This is a genomic window from Prauserella salsuginis, from assembly GCF_024648885.1.
Taxonomy (GTDB): domain Bacteria; phylum Actinomycetota; class Actinomycetes; order Mycobacteriales; family Pseudonocardiaceae; genus Prauserella; species Prauserella salsuginis.
The window spans coordinates 134,289-150,056 of sequence record NZ_JANBBF010000010.1; the positions used below are offsets into that span (position 1 = coordinate 134,289).

General features: G+C 70.8%; 17 protein-coding genes. 4 read left to right on the forward strand and 13 right to left on the reverse strand.

The genetic code is table 11. From position 1 onward, the window contains the following. Nucleotides 1-211: 211 nt before the first annotated feature. A complete protein-coding gene (locus tag LY40_RS11825) occupies nt 212-919 on the reverse strand; it encodes a TetR/AcrR family transcriptional regulator (protein ID WP_258936837.1) in 708 nt (235 codons plus the stop codon). 64 nt (nt 920-983) lie between these two features. Here LY40_RS11825 and LY40_RS11830 point away from each other — a divergent pair, with 64 nt between their 5' ends. Genes LY40_RS11830 through brnA form a run of 3 tightly spaced genes read left to right on the forward strand, consistent with a single transcriptional unit; the run spans nt 984 to nt 2,759 of the window. After that, nucleotides 984-2,216, forward strand: coding sequence for a glycosyltransferase (locus tag LY40_RS11830; RefSeq protein ID WP_258936838.1), 1,233 nt, complete (start codon nt 984-986; stop codon nt 2,214-2,216). Between the two features lie 56 nt (nt 2,217-2,272). Beyond that, the gene (locus LY40_RS11835) at nt 2,273-2,533 is read left to right on the forward strand and encodes a BrnT family toxin (RefSeq protein ID WP_258936839.1); all 261 of its coding nucleotides are present in this window, start codon (nt 2,273-2,275) and stop codon (nt 2,531-2,533) included. Beyond that, a complete protein-coding gene (gene brnA / locus LY40_RS11840; protein WP_183781733.1) occupies nt 2,523-2,759 on the forward strand; it encodes a type II toxin-antitoxin system BrnA family antitoxin in 237 nt (78 codons plus the stop codon). The genes LY40_RS11835 and brnA overlap by 11 nt, the downstream gene beginning before the upstream one ends. A gap of 120 nt (nt 2,760-2,879) precedes the next feature. Here brnA and LY40_RS11845 read toward each other — a convergent pair whose 3' ends face one another. The 6 genes from LY40_RS11845 to LY40_RS11870 form a co-directional block, all read right to left on the reverse strand. After that, complete coding sequence (locus LY40_RS11845) at nt 2,880-3,545, reverse strand: response regulator transcription factor (RefSeq protein WP_258936840.1); 666 nt, start codon at nt 3,543-3,545, stop codon at nt 2,880-2,882. Continuing rightward, nucleotides 3,542-4,756 carry a sensor histidine kinase gene (locus LY40_RS11850; protein ID WP_258936841.1) on the reverse strand — a complete coding sequence of 405 codons (1,215 nt, stop codon included), beginning with the start codon at nt 4,754-4,756 and terminating at the stop codon, nt 3,542-3,544. The genes LY40_RS11845 and LY40_RS11850 overlap by 4 nt, the downstream gene beginning before the upstream one ends. A 19-nt stretch (nt 4,757-4,775) precedes the next feature. After that, nucleotides 4,776-5,225 (reverse strand): hypothetical protein, encoded by a 450-nt coding sequence (locus LY40_RS11855; protein WP_183781739.1) that lies wholly within the window; start codon nt 5,223-5,225, stop codon nt 4,776-4,778. A 295-nt stretch (nt 5,226-5,520) separates the two neighbouring features. Next, complete coding sequence (locus LY40_RS11860) at nt 5,521-6,696, reverse strand: acyl-CoA dehydrogenase family protein (RefSeq protein WP_258936842.1); 1,176 nt, start codon at nt 6,694-6,696, stop codon at nt 5,521-5,523. 22 nt (nt 6,697-6,718) lie between these two features. Continuing rightward, on the reverse strand, nt 6,719-7,888 hold the full coding sequence (locus LY40_RS11865; protein WP_258936843.1) for an acyl-CoA dehydrogenase family protein: 1,170 nt from the start codon (nt 7,886-7,888) through the stop codon (nt 6,719-6,721). A gap of 26 nt (nt 7,889-7,914) precedes the next feature. Further along, the gene (locus tag LY40_RS11870; RefSeq protein WP_258936844.1) at nt 7,915-9,351 is read right to left on the reverse strand and encodes a CaiB/BaiF CoA transferase family protein; all 1,437 of its coding nucleotides are present in this window, start codon (nt 9,349-9,351) and stop codon (nt 7,915-7,917) included. Between the two features lie 127 nt (nt 9,352-9,478). Here LY40_RS11870 and LY40_RS11875 point away from each other — a divergent pair, with 127 nt between their 5' ends. Beyond that, nucleotides 9,479-10,345 carry a LysR family transcriptional regulator gene (locus LY40_RS11875; protein ID WP_221213149.1) on the forward strand — a complete coding sequence of 289 codons (867 nt, stop codon included), beginning with the start codon at nt 9,479-9,481 and terminating at the stop codon, nt 10,343-10,345. A gap of 37 nt (nt 10,346-10,382) precedes the next feature. On the opposite strand, the gene LY40_RS11880 is transcribed toward LY40_RS11875, so the two are convergent. The 6 genes from LY40_RS11880 to LY40_RS11905 form a co-directional block, all read right to left on the reverse strand. Next, nucleotides 10,383-11,954, reverse strand: coding sequence for an aldehyde dehydrogenase family protein (locus tag LY40_RS11880; RefSeq protein WP_258936845.1), 1,572 nt, complete (start codon nt 11,952-11,954; stop codon nt 10,383-10,385). Then, a complete protein-coding gene (locus tag LY40_RS11885; protein WP_258936846.1) occupies nt 11,951-12,814 on the reverse strand; it encodes an NAD(P)-dependent oxidoreductase in 864 nt (287 codons plus the stop codon). The genes LY40_RS11880 and LY40_RS11885 overlap by 4 nt, the downstream gene beginning before the upstream one ends. Before the next feature lie 20 nt (nt 12,815-12,834). Continuing rightward, nucleotides 12,835-13,329 carry a hypothetical protein gene (locus LY40_RS11890; RefSeq protein ID WP_183781753.1) on the reverse strand — a complete coding sequence of 165 codons (495 nt, stop codon included), beginning with the start codon at nt 13,327-13,329 and terminating at the stop codon, nt 12,835-12,837. Nucleotides 13,330-13,331: 2 nt separating this feature from the next. Beyond that, entirely contained in the window at nt 13,332-14,108 is a 777-nt protein-coding gene (locus LY40_RS11895) for a DUF3100 domain-containing protein (RefSeq protein WP_258936847.1), read from the reverse strand. Nucleotides 14,109-14,278: 170 nt separating this feature from the next. Continuing rightward, complete coding sequence (locus tag LY40_RS11900) at nt 14,279-15,187, reverse strand: LysR family transcriptional regulator (RefSeq protein WP_183781759.1); 909 nt, start codon at nt 15,185-15,187, stop codon at nt 14,279-14,281. 79 nt (nt 15,188-15,266) lie between these two features. Then, a complete protein-coding gene (locus LY40_RS11905) occupies nt 15,267-15,731 on the reverse strand; it encodes a hypothetical protein (RefSeq protein ID WP_258936848.1) in 465 nt (154 codons plus the stop codon). Between the last annotated feature and the right edge of the window lie 37 nt (nt 15,732-15,768).

A 15,768-nucleotide genomic window follows, 5' to 3' on the forward strand; every position in this document is an offset into this window, starting at 1 on the left:
CGACGTAGCCCGCGAACCACATCGAGGCGACGATGGCCAGGATCAGCAGCGTCGTAAACAGAATCTCCACGCGCGGAAGGATAGCGCCCACGCTCCGGTTCGCCCGAGTCCAGGTGCCGCCTCGTGAGCATGGTCACCGGTTCGAGGGGGCTGCTTCGCCGAGTTCGCCGGGGGTGCGGCGGCGCCGCAGCGCCGCAGTCTGCGCCGGTCGTCACGGCGAGCGGAGCCGGTCGAGGATCGCGGCGGAGGTCCAGGAGGCGAAGTCGTCGTGGGGCCAGCCGCAGACGGTCACCAGGTGGTCGTAGGCGTCGTGCGAGGTGAGCAGCCCGAGCATGTCGGCGAGGCGTGCTCGGGACGTGGCGTCCCGGGTCGGCAGCATGCCCGCGCTCTCGGGCGCCTCGAGCCACGTGGTGATCTCCCTTCGGCGCAGGCCGGCAAGTTCCGCCCGCGCGGCGGCAACCGTCTCGTCGGCAGCCGCGGCGACCGTGAACGCACGCCAGATGCCCAGCGAGTCGCGCAGCCCGTCGGCCAGCCGGGCCGTTGCGGTCGTGATCGCCTCGACCAGGTCGGTGCCGCCGCCCGCTCCAGCGCTGCCCGGTTCTGTGTGGCCCGGTTCTGCGCCGCCGGGGAAGCCGCCGATGAGCGCGGTGATGTCGACGGCGTCCGGATCGCCCGCGAAGCCGGAGCGGAACGCGGCGAGCAGCAGGTTGGCTTTCCGCCCGGTCTGCGTCACCGTTTCGAGTCCGACCTCTGCCTCGGCGGCGATCCGCCGCATGCTCGTGGCCGCGTAGCCGTGCTCGGCGAACAGTCGTCCGGCGGTGGCGATCACGTGCGCGCGGGTGCGCTCGGCGCGTTCCTGTCGTACCGGGGACTCGTACTGCCGACGAGGGCGGCGCGATGCGTCGGATTCGGCTACCATCGAAATTCGACGATACAGCGTATCGACGAAATGTCGCCAGCGAGGTAGCCCGCGGAGGTCTGTCATGTCTTCGGTTCTCGTATGTGTGCAGCCCGCACGAGGGCATGTCGGGCCGACGAAACCGCTCGTCGCCGCGCTCCTCGCCGCGGGCCACGACGTCGCGGTGGTCACCGGCGCGCGCTACGAGCAGGCGTTCGCCGACATCGGCGCCGACGTGACCGTGCTCGACGACGAGGTCGACTTCGACGAGACCGACCTGAACGGCTCGATCCCCGGGAGGGCGGGACTGCGCGGCCCGAAACTGGGCCGGTTCGACCTCGCCACGTTCGCGGGCGCGATGCCGGGGCAGCTGCGGGCGGTCGACGAGGTGCTGGCCCGCGGAGTCGACGTCGTGCTCTGCGATCCGCTGTTCGCCGCCGGTATGGCACTCGTCCTCCGTCGGGACGCGCCGCGGGTCCTGGTGCTCGGGTTCGTGCCGTTGACGCAGCCGACGCCGTATCGGCCCGCGCCGCGCGGGCTCGGCGAGCGCCTGCACGGCGCGGCGCTGCGACGGTTCATGGGCTGGATGACCGCACCGGCGAGGGCGACCGCGCGACGGCACATCCGTGAGCTCGTCGGTGTGGACACCGATCTGTCCTTCATGGACTGGCCCATGCGCAGCGACGGCGTACTGCAGATGACGAGCCCTGGATTCGAGTATCCGCGCCCGCTGCCCGCGCCGGTCCACTTCATCGGCCCGACCACGACCAGCTCGGCGCGCGAGTACGCACTGCCGGAGTGGTGGGACGAGCTCGGCGGGGAGCGGCCGGTGGTGCACGTGACGCAGGGGACGATCGCGAACGGCGACCTCGGACGTCTCGTCGCCCCCGCCATCGAGGCGCTCGCCGACGACGACGTGCTCGTGGTCGTCACGACCGGAGGAGCCGAGCCCGACGTCGATCCGCTGCCCGCCAACGTGCGCGTGGCCGATTTCCTGCCGTACGACGAACTGCTGCCCCGGTGCGACCTGATGATCACCAACGGCGGCTACGGCGGCGTCAACCACGCGCTGCGCCACGGCGTGCCACTGGTCGTCGTGGGCGCGAGTGAGGACAAGTCGGAGGTGGCGGCGCGTGTGACGTGGTCGGGTGCGGGCCTCGGCTACGCGCGGGGTTCGATCCCGGTGCCCGCCCTGCGGTCGGCCGCTCGCCGCGTGCTCAGCGGCCCGTCGTACCGCCGCCGCGCAGGCGAACTGGCTGCCGAGGTCGCCGCGGGCCCGGCGATCGACGACGTGGTCAAGCTGATCGTCGACGGCTGAAGTGTGGCGCGCTGACCCACATATGGGTATAGTTTCTATACCAAGTCGAGGGAGCCGTGGACTTCGAATTCGATCCGCGCAAGAGCGGAGTTAACCGGGTTAAGCACGGCATCGACTTCGATGCAGCGCAGGCGTTGTGGTCGGATCCGATGCTCGTGGAGGTGCCGGCCCGTGCCACCGACGAACCTCGGTGGCTCGTCATCGGCATGATCGACGGAAAGCACTGGTCGGCGGTCGTGACGTATCGAGGTGGCCGAACGAGGATCATTTCAGTGCGCCGAGCGCGCAACGAGGAGGTAGCGCTCTATGAAGGCTGAGGAGTTCGACGAGCGTTTCGACCGTGGCGAGGACGTGACCGGGGACCTCGATCTGTCCGGGATCAGGCGTCCGAACGCCGAGCAGCGGCGGGTCAACGTCGACTTCCCGGCGTGGATGATCGAATCGCTGGACAGAGAGGCCAAGCGGCTGGGTGTGACTCGGCAGTCAGTCATCAAGGTCTGGATCGCGGACCGGCTGGAAAATCAGGGTCACCGTGCGGCATGAGGCCCGGCGATCGACGACGTGGTCAAGCTGATCGTCGACGGCTGACGGCTGACGGCTGACGGCTGACGGCTGACGGCTGACGGCTGACGGCGGTGCGGTAGGTCGGAACGCGGTGTTACGTCAGTCGTCGTGGCGGCCCGGCGCGACGAGGCCGGTCTCGTAGGCCAGCGCGACGAGTTGTGAGCGGTCGCGGGCGTCGAGTTTGGTCAACAGTCTGCCGACATGCGTGCGCGCGGTGGCCGGGCTCATGAAAAGGCGCTCGGCGATCTCCCCGTTGGAACGGCCCGCGCCGACCTCGGCCAGCACCTCGCGTTCCCGCCCGGTGAGCACCTCCAGCCGGCCGGCCGCTACGGGGGCCGGTCCCTCCGCGGCGGCACGCATGACGCGCCGGGTCACGGCCGGGGACAACAGGGCGTCGCCGCGCGCGGCGATCCGCACCGCGTCGCGCAGCTCGTCCGGCGTCGCGTCCTTGAGCAGGAATCCCGCCGCACCGACGCGGATCGCCTGCAGGATGTTCTCGTCGGTGTCGAACGTGGTGAGCACGACGACCTGCACGGCGCGCAGCCGCGGGTCGGCGACGATGCGCCGGGTGGCGTCCAGCCCGTCGGCGCCGGGCATGCGGATGTCCATCAGCACCACGTCGGGACGCTCCGTGGCGACGACGGCGACGCCGGTGTCCGCGCTGTCGGCCTCTCCCACGACGTCGATGTCGGCAGCCCGTTCGAGCAGGGTCCGCAGTCCTGCGCGGATCAGGTGCTGATCATTGACGAGCACGACCCGAATCACGAGTCCTCCCGCGCAGGAATGCGTGCTGTCACGTCGAAGCCCTCTCCCAGCCGGGTTCGGATCCGCAGGGTGCCGCCGAGCAGCGTCAGGCGTTCGCGCATGCCGGTGATGCCCCAGCCGCCGGCAGGGTCCGCGGCAGCTGCGCCCCGGCCGTCGTCGCTCACCCGCACCGTCACCACGTCCTCGCCGTAATCCACGGCCACGGTCGCCGTGGTGGCGTCGGCGTGCCGCAGCACGTTGCTCAAGGCCTCCTGCACGACACGATAGGCCGTCACGTCCGAGACGACCGGCAGTGTGCGCGGGGTGCCGGCGGTGTGCACGTCGACGTGCAGCCCTCCGACGGTGGCGGTGTCGACGAGTTCCTCGAGACGGTTCAGCCCTGGACGTGCGTCTGCGCTTCCCGGCTCGCTGTTCTCGGCGTCCGGGGCGCGGAGCGCGTCGACCGTCGCGCGCAGTTCCCTGCCGGCGTCCCGGCAGGCCGTGCGCGCCGCGACGAGTGACCGCTCCGCGGTGGCGGGCTCGTCGTGCAATGTCTCCCTGGCGACGTCGGTGTGCAGCGAGATCACCGACACGGTGTGGGCGAGCAGATCGTGCAGATCGCGGGCGATGCGCACGCGCTCCTCTTCGACCCGGCGGGTCGCCTCGGTCTCCTGTTCCAGGGCGGCCGCGGCGGCCTGTCTGTCCAATTCGGCCCGCCAGCCACGGCGGGATCGCACGCTGTCGCCGAGCGCGATCACGGCGAGCATCAGGGTCGCGGAGGTCGGGGTTTCGAGGCCGAGCACGTACGACAGGTCGTCGCCCTGGCCGATTCGAACGGCCGTGGACACGCCGAGCAGCGCCAGCGCCGTGCCGCACGCCCAGTAGAGCCGGCCGCATTCCGCGGCGGAGTAGAGCGCCGCGGCCACGGGAACGGCCAACCCGATGGGCGGATAGGAGAGCATGTAGTAGCCGAGCAGCGCGACGGCGGTCACGATCAGCACCGTGACCGGCAGGCGGCGGCGCACGAGCATCAGCGCACCGAAGAGCGCCCCGAACGCGTACGCGGCGGGACTCACGGTGCCGTCACCGCCGACGTTCGCCGTGACGGCCGTCCCCACGACGATCAGCACCACCACACCCAGGGCGGTGTCGATCACGAGCTGGCTGCGGTCGTCCGGCGGCGCCGCTTCCCTGCCCCGTGCGATGCTGCTGCGTGGTCCGATGTGGATCATCTCCCGGTTTCGGCCGGCGTCACTGTGGCCGGAATCCGGGGACCATTCTGGACAGCAGCCAGGCCACGGCGCCCGTCGCCACACCGGTGAGCAGTCCGGTCAGGACACTGCTGCCGAAGGCGGCCGAGCGGAGCACGACGGCCTCGAGCGCGGGCGACAGGGCGCCGGCGAGATTGCCGCCGAGTTCAGGGGCTTCGGCGTGGGCCACATGCCACAGGGCCTGGTGCACCACGCCCAGCACGACGCCGTAGACCGCCCCGACGGCCGAGAGCGTCAGCAGTGGGGACGGGACGCGCCGCCAGAGGACGAACGCGACCCACACGGCGAGTGGCACGAACACGAGCAGCCCGTTCAGCACCGGGGCGACGGGCCCGAGGTCGTGCACGATCGCCCGCGGCGCGCCGAGCATCGCCAGGGCGACGATCGTGAGCGGGGCGAGGCCGAGCCGCTCGCGCAGGCGGGCGGTCACGACCGCGCCCCTGCGGTGCTGCGGGCTCGGTGCCGCGGTGGGAACGGGCGCATCCTCATGGCGTGACTCCACATCGATCCGAACGGGCGGTTACCAACGGAACGTTAGGCCGCCGGTGCCGGTCGCCGCGTCCGTCACAGCGCGCTTCCGTACTACGCGTTTCGACGTACCGCGCCCGCGCTGCGAACCCCGGCCCGCGAACCCCGGCCCGCGGGTGACCCCCCCCCGCCCGCGGGTCGAGTGGTGTGCACTGCCCGCCGGCGGCATGGGTGTGGCCGCCGGCGGGCAGGCGGGCTCACGCCGTGACGGCGCCGGAGTTGTTGAGCAGCGCGCTCGGCGCCCGCAGTGCGGACTCCGACGCCACGGCCCTGCGCCTGGCGGCGGCCACGCCCCCGAAGCTCTCGGTGATCGCGGTCAGGCGTGCGGCCTGGTGCGCGACCTCGGCCTCGTAGGTCATGCCGATACCGCCGTGCAGCTGAACGGCTTCCTCCGCCACGGCGGTGGCGGTGTCGCCGACGAACACGAAGGCGTCGTCGGCGATCGCGGCGAGGTCGACGTCGGCACCTCCGTCGGCGGCTTCGACGGTCGCGGTGGCCCACAGTGCCATGGACCGTGCCAGCTCCACGTGGGCGTAGAGGTCGGCGGCCCGGTGAACGAGTGCCTGGAACGTCGACAGGGGAACGCCGAACTGCTTGCGGTTCTTCAGGTACTCGACGGTGAGGGTGAGTGCGGATTCCATCAGCCCGACGGCTTCGGCCAGCACGGCCACCCGTGCCCGTGCGAACGCCGCAGCCAGCGCCGCGGCCACGTCGGCGCCCGCGGTGCCGAGCGGAGTGGCGGGGGTGTCGACGAAGGTGACCTGCGAGGCGCGGCTCCAGTCCGCGCTGCGCCCGTCGGCGCGTGTGATGCCCTCCGCGCCTGCTTCGACGACGTAGACGCCGGTTGTGCCGTCGCTGTCGGAGGCGGTCACCAACAGGGACGAGGCCTGGTCTGCGTGCCGTACCGGCGCCTTGACCCCGGCGAGTGTCACGGAGCCGTCGGCGCGGCGGGTCGCCGTGACCGACGGGGTGGCGTTCCAGGGCCTGCCCGGTTCGGCGTGGGCGACCGCGACAGTCTGCGTGCCCTCGGCGAGCGCGGGCAGCAGCTGTTTGGCCTGCTCGTCGGTGCCGACCGCGGTGATCAGCCACGACGGCAGGAACACGCCGTCGAGCAGTGGCTCGGCTGCGGCGTGCTTGCCCAGCGCCTCGAGCGTCGCGTACACCTCGACCGGTCCGGCATCGGCTCCGCCGTGTTCGCCGGTGATGGTCAGCCCGGTGATGCCCATCTCGGCCAGGGTGCGCCACACGCCCTCGTTCCAGCCGAGCTCCGAGCCGGTCGCCTCGGCCCGGCCGCCGGCCGCGTAGCCACGGCCGACCGCCGAATCGACGGTCTCGAACAGCAGTGCCTGGTCCTCGTTGAATTCCAGATTCATGGCCGTGCCCTCTTTCGCCTTCTCACAGTCCCAGGATGGTCTTGGCGATCACGCCGCGCTGGATCTCGTTGGAGCCACCGAAGATCGACAGCTTGCGCTGGTTCAGATACTGCGCGGCCGCGACCGCGGACGCCTCGTCTGCCACCACCGCTTCGGTGTCGAGCAGCATGCTGTCCTGGCTCGCTGCCTCCTTGCGCAGTTTGCTCAGTTCCTGCAGCGCCTTCGTTCCCTCCATCTTCAGCAGCGAGGACACCGGGCTGGCCTGGCCGTTCTCCGACGCACCGGTCACCCGCAGCTGCGTGGCCTCGAGCGCCAGCAGCGTCGTCCGTGAGCGGTGCATCGACGCGCGGAACTGCGGGTCGTCGGCCAGCGCGCCCGTCTCGGTCGGAATGCCGCCCGCGGCCTCGGCCAGGTCGGCGAAGACCCGCTGGCTCGTGCCGATCTGCGCGATGCCGTTGCGCTCGTTGCCGAGCAGGAACTTGGCGTAGCTCCAGCCCTTGTTCTCCTCCCCGACCAGGTTCTCGACCGGGATGCGCACGTTGTCGAAGAAGAACTCGTTCACCTCGGCACTGCCGTCGACGAGCGTGATCGGGCGGCGCTCGATCCCCGGCGTGGTCATGTCCAGCAGCAGGAACGACAGGCCCTGCTGCTTGCGCGGCGCGTCGGGATCGGTGCGGGCCAGCACGAACATCCAGTCGCCGTACTGCCCGAGCGTGGTCCACGTCTTCTGGCCGTTGAGCACGTAGACGTCACCCTCACGGCGTGCGGTGGTGCGCAGCGACGCGAGATCGGATCCCGCCTCCGGCTCCGAGAAGCCCTGCGACCACCAGATGTCCAGGTTCGCCGTCGCGGGCAGGAACGTGCGCTTCTGCTCCTCGGTGCCGAACTCGGCGATGATCGGGCCGATCATGCTCACGTTGAACGCCAACGGCTGCGGAACGGAGCCTCGTTGCAGTTCCGAGGCGTAGATGTGCGACTGGGTCGGTGTCCAGTCCTTGCCGCCCCATTCGACGGGCCAGTGCGGCACCGCGAGCCCGTGGGAGTTGAGGATGCGCTGGGTGGTGACGATGTCCTCGCGCGTGATCCGGCTCAGCGCGTTGCGCCTGCGGATCTCCTCGGGGATCTCGCGCAGGAACACCTCCCGCAAGCCGTCCCGGAACTCGATGTCCTCACTCGACAGTTCCAGATCCATGGCGTCGGTATCCTTTCGACGACGGTTCAACGGTCCGCGCGTGTGGCGGCGAGGACCTCGGCCGTGCTCTGTCCGGCCCGCTCGGCGTGCCGGCGGAAGCCTACGGGTGTTGCCGAGAAGTGCAGCGGGCTTTCCACGACCCGGATCGTGCCCTCCGTCGGGTGTTCCCGTTCCTTGATCAACTCGACTTCCCGAACATAGGGGTCGTCGGGCAGTTCCGCTATGTCGACCACGCGGGCGTAGGGAACGTCGTGGGCGGTGAGGTACTCCTCCCACTCCGCGGTGGTCCGATGCGTCGAGTTGGCCAGCACCTTCTCGACACCCGCCGTGAACACCTCGCGGTCGATCACCGGGGAGTCCCACGCCGGGTCGGCGGCCGCGTCGTCCAGCCCCGCGCCCTTGAGCAGGATGCGGACACCCTCGTTGGTGTAGGGGACGGCGGCGATCGCGCCGCCGTCGGCGGTGCGCATGGCCGCGTGCGTGTCCGAGAGCGAGAGCGGGTTGCCCACCTCGCCCGCAGGCGGGACGAACAGCTCGCCCGCGAGGTGCTCGACGAGGTTGACGGCGATCATCGCGTCGGCCATCGCCAGCGTGATCTCCTGCCCCTCGCCGGTGCGCTGCTGGTGGTACAGCGCGGCCAGCACGCCGCCCAACAGGTACAGCGCCGCGGTCTTGTCCGCGATCAGCGTGGGCACGAACTGCATGCTGCCCGCCGCTCGGTTCTGCAGGCTGACCAGGCCCGACGACGCCTGGATCACCTCGTCGTAGGCGGGCCGGTCGCCGCGGGAGGAGTCGGCGGCGAATCCCTGGGCGTGGGCGTAGATCAGGTGTGGCAGCCGTTCGGCGACCTCGGCGTAGCCGAGTCCGAGTCGTTCGAGTGCTCCCGCGCGCATGTTGGTGACCAGTACGTGGGCGTCGGCGAGCAGGGCGAAGAGATCCTCGCGGCCCGCCGGGTCCTTCAAATCGATGGTGACGCTGCGCTTGTTGCGGTTCACCTGCAGATGCAGCGGAGCCATGCCGGGACTGCGGCCGATGTTGGCCGGCGAGTGCCTCGCGACGTCGCGCACTGGTTCGACCCGGATGACGTCGGCGCCGAAGTCCCCGAGGAGCTGGGTCGCGAGGGGGCCCATGACCGCGGACGAGAGGTCGACGACCGTCACGCCGTCGAGTGGTCCCTTGCCGGTGGTGGTGCCGGCTGGGCCTGCGGCGTCGGCTGAGACTGCGGTGCCGGCTGAGGCTGCGGTGCCGGCTGGGCCTGCGGCGTCGGCTGAGGCTGCGGTGCCGGCTGAGGCTGCGGTGCCGGCTGCGGCTGTGCTGCCGGTCGAGGCCGGGTGGCCGGTGGAGGTGTCGGTCTCGGCGGAGAGTGCGGTGTCCGCGGCTCCGGCTCCGGTGTCCGCGTCGCTCGGCGAGGGTGCGCCGGTGGCGGTGTCGGTGTCGGGACCCGAACGGTTGGGCGAGGTCATCGCGGTCCTTCCCTCGGGTGATCAGCTCACCTTCGACGTTAGAAAGCCGAGAGTGACGAGGGAATGACCGACTGCCTCACGCTGGTATGTCCACAGCGGCAACACCACATAGGCTGCAGGCGTGGAGATGCACCACCTGCGCTACTTCCTCGCCGTCGCGCGTGAACTCAACTTCACCCGCGCGGCGCGGTCACTGAACATGTCTGTGCCGCCGCTGAGCCGCCGGATCCGCGACCTGGAACGCGAACTCGGCGAGACCCTGTTCGACCGCTCGACCCACCACACGCGGCTGTCATCGGCAGGGCACGCCCTGCTGCCGCTGGCCGAATCCGTGGTGTCGAACTTCGACGCGATCCCCGGGCTCGTCGGCGCACGCGACCGGCGGTGCGACGTGCGACTGGCGGTGCCCGACGTGCTGAACCCTACGCACCGGCGCAACCTGAGTGAGTCGATCCGCTCGCTGGAGGAGCACTACCGCGTCACCATCCGGCAGTTGCCGTCGCTGGACATGCAGTCGGCTCTGCTGAGCAGCTCGCTCGACGTCGCCGTGTCCCACGTCGGCACCAGCGACGAGCGGCTGGCGGCGCTCGTGCTCTACCGCGAGCCGCTCGGCGCCGTGGTCGACTCCGGCCGCTTCCCGGGACGCACCTCGCTCACCCTCGCCGACCTGCGCGGATTCACCTACATCCAGGGCCCGCGGCACTGGGATCTGGGCTCGCACCGCGCCGACCGGCTGGCCGCGCACGGCGTGGTGGTCGACAAGGACGCGCAGTTCACCGACACGTCCGGGCTGCTGGTCCTGCTGCGCAGCACGAAGGGTTTCAGCCTCGCACCGCTGGAGTCGGCGACGGTGCTCGCGCTGGACCCCGAGTCGACGATCCTGCCGGTCGACGACCTCGGCGCCACGCTCACGACCTATTTGTTGTGGCGCAACGCGGACATCTGGATCGACCCGGTCGTGGACGTGCTCCGGCACGCTCGCGACCCGCGGTGAACCGTCCCGGCCCGCGAGCGGCGCCGGTGCGGGCGCCTCAGGTGAGCGAAGGGAACGGCGGTGGGGTCGGCACGGTCGGCACCCACACGGCCTTGGTCTGGGTGTACTCGTCCAGCACACCGGGTCCCGAGGAACGTCCCCAACCGGAGTCGCCGACGCCGCCGAACGGCACGGCGACGTGGATGGTCTTGTAGGAGTTGATCCAGAACGTGCCCGCGTCGACCGCGTGCGCGACGCGGTGCGCACGCGAGACGTCCGCCGTCCACACGGCGCCCGCGAGGCCGAAGCCGGTCCCGTTGGCCCTCGCGACGGCCTCGGCCTCGTCGGTGAAGGTGCCGACCGACAGCACCGGTCCGAACACCTCGGTCCGTTCGAGCGTGTGCTCCGGGCCGACGCCGTCCAGCACGGTCGGCATCACCCAGTTGCCGCACTGCCACGGGGATTCGCGCAGGTGCGGACTCAGTTCGTGCCCGGCGACCCGGTCGGCGCCGTCGGACATACCGGTGTCGATGAGTGAGCACACCGTGTCGTACTGCGCCCGCGTGACGATCGGGCCGATCTCGGTCCGTGGATCGAGTGGGTCGCCGAGCCGGAGGTGCCGGACTCCTTCCCGGATCCGTGCGATCAGCGCGTCGTGGATGTCCCGGTGGACGAGCAATCGCGAACCGGCGACGCACGACTGGCCGGCCGCGGCGAAGATGCCCGCGATCGCTCCGTGCGCGGCGCGGTCCAGGTCGGCGTCGTCGAAGACGATGTTGGCGCTCTTGCCGCCGAGTTCGAGCAGCGTGGGCGTTCCGACCGCGGCAGCGGCGCTCGCGACCGCGCGCCCCGTGGGCACCGAGCCGATGAACGCGATCTTGCCGACCCTCGGATCACCGGTGAGCGCGGCACCGAGCGTGCCGCCGAGACCGGGCGCGACCGTGAGGACACCGGGCGGCAGGCCGGCGTCCTCGGCCAGCGCGGCGAGCCGCAGCGAGGTCACGGGGGTGAACTCGCTGGGCTTGACGATGACCGCGTTCCCCGTGGCCAGTGCGGGTGCCGCGTTCCAGGCCGCGGTGAACAGCGGTGCATTCCACGGCGTCACGGCGACGACGACCCCCCACGGCACCTTGCGGGTGTAGGTCGCCCACTCGCCCGGCACCGGGATGGTCTCCCCGATGATCTTGTCGGCCCAGCCCGCGAAATAGGCGAACATCTCGGCCGCCTTCGCCGCTTCGACCCGGGTGTCCCGCAGCGGCTTTCCGGTGGTGGCGCTCTCCAGCACGGCCAGTTCCTCGGCGTTGTCCGACACGGCCGCCGCGACGTCCCGCAGGATCCGCGCGCGCTCGAACGGATTCGCCGCACCCCACGTCGCGGCGCCCCGCCGTGCCGCGTCCACCGCGACGGCGGCTCCTTCGGCGCCGGGATCCGCCCAGGTCGTCACGAGCGCGCCGGTCGCGGGGTCGCGCAGTTCGATCGGCTCGCCCGAGCCCGGATGCGTCACGCCCGCGGCACGGACGCCGATGCCGTCGGGCAGGTGACGGTCGAGGAGTACGCGCGCCCGCTCGCCCGGATCCCGGTCGGCGAGCATGGTGAGGTCCGGTGTGCCGCTCGTCGGTGTCACGCTCATCGGTTCTGGGTCCTCTCCGGCTGTGCCATGCGGTTGAAGTCCTCTGCTGCGCCGAGTCGGTCGCGGGTGTCGCGCCACGCCGCGGACACCACGTCGGCGAGTGGTGACGGCGTGCCGAGCGAACGCGCGGTCTCGGTCGCCAACGCGACGTCGCGCGCCATCAGCCCGAGCGGGAAACCCGAGTCGAACGTCTCCGACAGCACCCAGCGGGGCAGGTTGACCTCGGTCACGGCGCTGCGTCCGGATGCTCCGTTGACGGCTTCGACGACCCGTGCCGGGTCGATGTCGGCCGCTTCCGCCAGCCGGAGGGCCTCGCCCGCGATCTGCAGATGAGTGGCGCAGAGCAGGTTGTTCACGAGCTTGGCGACGTTGCCGGCGCCGGGGCCGCCGACATGGACCACGCGCTGGGCGATCGCGGCCAACACGTCCTCGGCCTCCGCCACTGCGTCGTCGCGTCCGCCGAGGAACACCGTGAGCGAGCCGCTCTGTGCCCCGGCGGGACCGCCGCTGACGGGGGCGTCCAGCAGGCTGTGGCCGTGCCGGGTGAGCCGTTGCTCGAGCGCCCGGGTCGAGACCGGACTGCTCGTGGAGGTGTCGACGACGAGCCGGTGTCCCGGTTCGGCCTCGAGCAGGCGGTCCACGAGCTGTTCGACCTGTTCGGATCCCGGCAGCGACAGGACGAGTACGTCCGCGTCCGCCACGGCCTTGTCGAGGTCCACGACCGGGAGGAGGTCGTCGACGCGTGCTGCCGCCTCGGGCGCGGGGTCCACACCGAGGACGGAACGGCCTGTCTGCGCGAGGGTTCGCGCGATGCCGGCACCCATGTTGCCGAGGCCGATCACGGCCACGGAGTCGTGCATCTGGTTCTCTCCTTATCCGGTCAGCCGGTGATGCGAAGGACGATGTCGGCGACGACGGCCGAACCGATGTAGGTGGACGCGAGCACGAACACCGCGATCAGCAGCAGTTTCCAGCCGGACTTCTTGACGACGTCGATCTCGCGTTCGGTGAGCGCCAACCCGGCGTAGGCCAGTGCGGGCACGCTCAGTGCGAGGAAGTCGATGTCGGCCACGAGCGCCGTGACGGCGCTTCCCCATGGCGTGAACGGGAGCGTGGCGGCGATGCCGAGCAGGGAGATCCACGCGATGCTCGGCAGGTAGAACGGGGCGAAGCGCGTCAGCACGATGCCGCCGGCGCAGATCAGGTACAGCCCGGCCATGCCGCCGACGGCGGCCAGCGCGGAGATGTCCGTCGCCAGCAGCTGCAACGCCCAGCCGAGCACGCTGACCAGAGCCAGATCGCGCAACGTCGGGACCACGGCGATCTTCTCGCGCGGGATCCGGGTGCTCCCGCTCGCGGTGTCTTCTGCGCTCACGGTCAGCTCTCCTTCCGTGCCGCCGACGCCTCGCCGGGGCGTGCCTTCTTGTACAGCCATTCGACGACGGGAAGTGCGACGAACAAGCTGACGTACAGCCCGGTGGCGTAGGTGAGCAGATTGCTGGCTCCGGCCAGCGCGACGACGGTGTCCTCCATTCCCGGCCACATCCCGGAAAGCGCGCCGCTGCACGCCGCCAGCATGGACCCGCTGCCGACCCCGCAGGCCATCGCCAGCGCCTCGGGCGTGAAGATCCCCAGCGAAGCCATCAGTGAGGCCAGAACCGAGAAGATCAGCGTGCCGAACAGGGTGCCGACGACGTAGACGACCATGACCCCGGTGCCTTCCGGGCTTTTCAGGCCGTAGCGGTCGACGATGATGGCCAGGTTCGGCTCACGGGCGACGGAGAAGGTCGCGCCGATCGCCTCCCGGTGGAGTTTGAAAGCCCAGATCGCGAGTGGGAAGGCGAATGCGACCGTGGCGAGGTTTCCGATTTCCTGCAGCAGAAGTGCGGGCCCCGCCTCGATCAGTTCCTCAAAGGACGGTCCGATGGTGGTGCCGAATTTCGCGATGAACGGCATGATCGCGATGACGATCATCGGCGAAGCCGCTTTCACTTCCCGTTTTCGGATGAACTTCGACGCGGCCCGGACGACGTGCGGATTGATCAGCACGCTGAGAAGGAACGCGTAGAGCAACGGAAGCAGCAGAATCGCGGCGGGGCCGATCGGAATCTCCCGCACGTCGATCAGCTGCGCGACGACGGCGACGACGAGCACGGCGACGTGCAGTCGCCACATGTCCAACACGCTGCCCGGTGCACGCATGGCGGCTCCTGCTGATGAGGGGTTCGGCGACGGAACTCTCGATGGCAGGCGACGCTACGTTCACGGCAGGTGGTGCACAAGAAGACAATTTTCGGACCAGGGTGTTGCCATTCGGGCAACACTCACCGGGGGTTCAGCGAGTCGAGCTGTTCCGAGCAGTGTTCGAGGAGCCGCGATGCGGCGAACGACGGAGTGCGCCCACCCCGCGTCAGCAACTGGGCGTGGACCCGGCCGCTGTCCGCGTCACCGAGGGGAATCGCCCGCAGCCGCCCGCTCGTCAGGTGCCTGCCGACGGCGAACCGCGGCAGCAGCGTGATGCCGAGACCCGCCAGTACGAAGCCGGTCATCGCGTGGATGGAATTGCTGACGAGCCGGATGTCGAGCAGAACGCCGTGGGTGCGCTGAATCTGATCGGTCAGCGCGCGCAACCCGAAACGTGCCGGCAGTACGGTCGCCGGTTCGTCGGCCAGCCGCTGCGGCGTGACCTCGTCGAGGTCGGCGAGCGGGTGGTCCGGCGCGCAGATGACGTGCAGCGGCTGCGGGGCCTGCCGGACGACGGTGAGCTCGCGGTGCGGCGTCGTGTGCAGCGCGAGGGCGAGGTCGACCTCGTCGGCGAGCAGCAGGTCGCGGATCTCGTCGGTGCCGCCGGTGCTCAGCTCCACCGACACCCCGGGGTAGTTCGCGAGGAAGCTGTTGAGCCCGTGTTCCACCAGGTCGTCGATGAACCCTTCGCCCGCCGCCACGCGCACTCGGCCTCGGCGCAGGTCGTGCAGTTCGTCGAGGTTCTCGGTGAGCAGCTCTTCGAGGTGGGCGCGGTCCTTGGCGAAGCGCAGCAGCAGTTCGCCCGCTTCGGTGGGGCGCACGCCGCGGGCGCTGCGTTCGAGCAGCGTCGTCCGTAGCCGTCGTTCGAGCGCCCCGATCGCTCGGCTCACCGCGGAAGGGGCGAGGCCGAGCTGCTCGGCGGCCGACCGGATCGACCCGGTCTCACAGACGGCGCCGTAGTAGCGCAGCGTCCGGTCGTCGAGGGACATGGCGCGACCCTAGCGGGCCCGTGGCGAGCAGGCCTGTGCGAACGACGGTGTCGTGGGAGGCCTGCCGTGCCGGTTGCGGTCAGTTGTCGGCGTCGACGGTGGCGCGCGGCTTTCCGTTGCGGCACTCCACCGAGACGTCCACGTCGCGATCCTCCGATTCGAAGGTCAACTCCACCTCGTCGTCGGGTCCGTCCTCGATATCGTCGGCGTGGAACCCCTGGGCGGGACTCCACGACAGCAGCGAGGCCTGGCCGTCCCGGTCGCAGGCTGCCACCACGGTCCCGCCCGGCGTGTGCTCGACGTGACGTGTCCGTGGCCGGTCGCCGGGGCCTTCGGGGCCTTCCCGGTCTGCCGCGGCCGACGAGGCAGGGCTGCTCAGCTCCGCCTCGACCTCGGCAGGTTCGGCCATCGGCGGGCCGGGGGCGAGGATGCCGCGGCCGAGCGCGGACACGGCGACGAGACCGACCGCGACCGCGACCCCGGCCGCGGCCAGCCAACCCGCCACAGCGAGGGCGGTGCGCGCGGCGCGGTTCGGGCGAGCCATGCGACCCACTATGCCAAGCCGCTTCCGGCGGGCGCGC

What these genes read in the sequence shown, in the direction of transcription:
- LY40_RS11875 (WP_221213149.1), top strand. Translation starts at nt 9,479, where the DNA reads ATGCACCACCTGCGCTACTTCCTCGCCGTCGCGCGTGAACTCAACTTC.
- LY40_RS11905 (WP_258936848.1), bottom strand. Translation starts at nt 15,731, where the DNA reads ATGGCTCGCCCGAACCGCGCCGCGCGCACCGCCCTCGCTGTGGCGGGT.
- LY40_RS11830 (WP_258936838.1), top strand. Translation starts at nt 984, where the DNA reads ATGTCTTCGGTTCTCGTATGTGTGCAGCCCGCACGAGGGCATGTCGGG.
- LY40_RS11870 (WP_258936844.1), bottom strand. Translation starts at nt 9,351, where the DNA reads ATGACCTCGCCCAACCGTTCGGGTCCCGACACCGACACCGCCACCGGC.
- LY40_RS11860 (WP_258936842.1), bottom strand. Translation starts at nt 6,696, where the DNA reads ATGAATCTGGAATTCAACGAGGACCAGGCACTGCTGTTCGAGACCGTC.
- LY40_RS11825 (WP_258936837.1), bottom strand. Translation starts at nt 919, where the DNA reads ATGGTAGCCGAATCCGACGCATCGCGCCGCCCTCGTCGGCAGTACGAG.
- LY40_RS11880 (WP_258936845.1), bottom strand. Translation starts at nt 11,954, where the DNA reads ATGAGCGTGACACCGACGAGCGGCACACCGGACCTCACCATGCTCGCC.
- LY40_RS11885 (WP_258936846.1), bottom strand. Translation starts at nt 12,814, where the DNA reads ATGCACGACTCCGTGGCCGTGATCGGCCTCGGCAACATGGGTGCCGGC.
- LY40_RS11850 (WP_258936841.1), bottom strand. Translation starts at nt 4,756, where the DNA reads ATGATCCACATCGGACCACGCAGCAGCATCGCACGGGGCAGGGAAGCG.
- LY40_RS11865 (WP_258936843.1), bottom strand. Translation starts at nt 7,888, where the DNA reads ATGGATCTGGAACTGTCGAGTGAGGACATCGAGTTCCGGGACGGCTTG.
- LY40_RS11900 (WP_183781759.1), bottom strand. Translation starts at nt 15,187, where the DNA reads ATGTCCCTCGACGACCGGACGCTGCGCTACTACGGCGCCGTCTGTGAG.
- brnA (WP_183781733.1), top strand. Translation starts at nt 2,523, where the DNA reads ATGAAGGCTGAGGAGTTCGACGAGCGTTTCGACCGTGGCGAGGACGTG.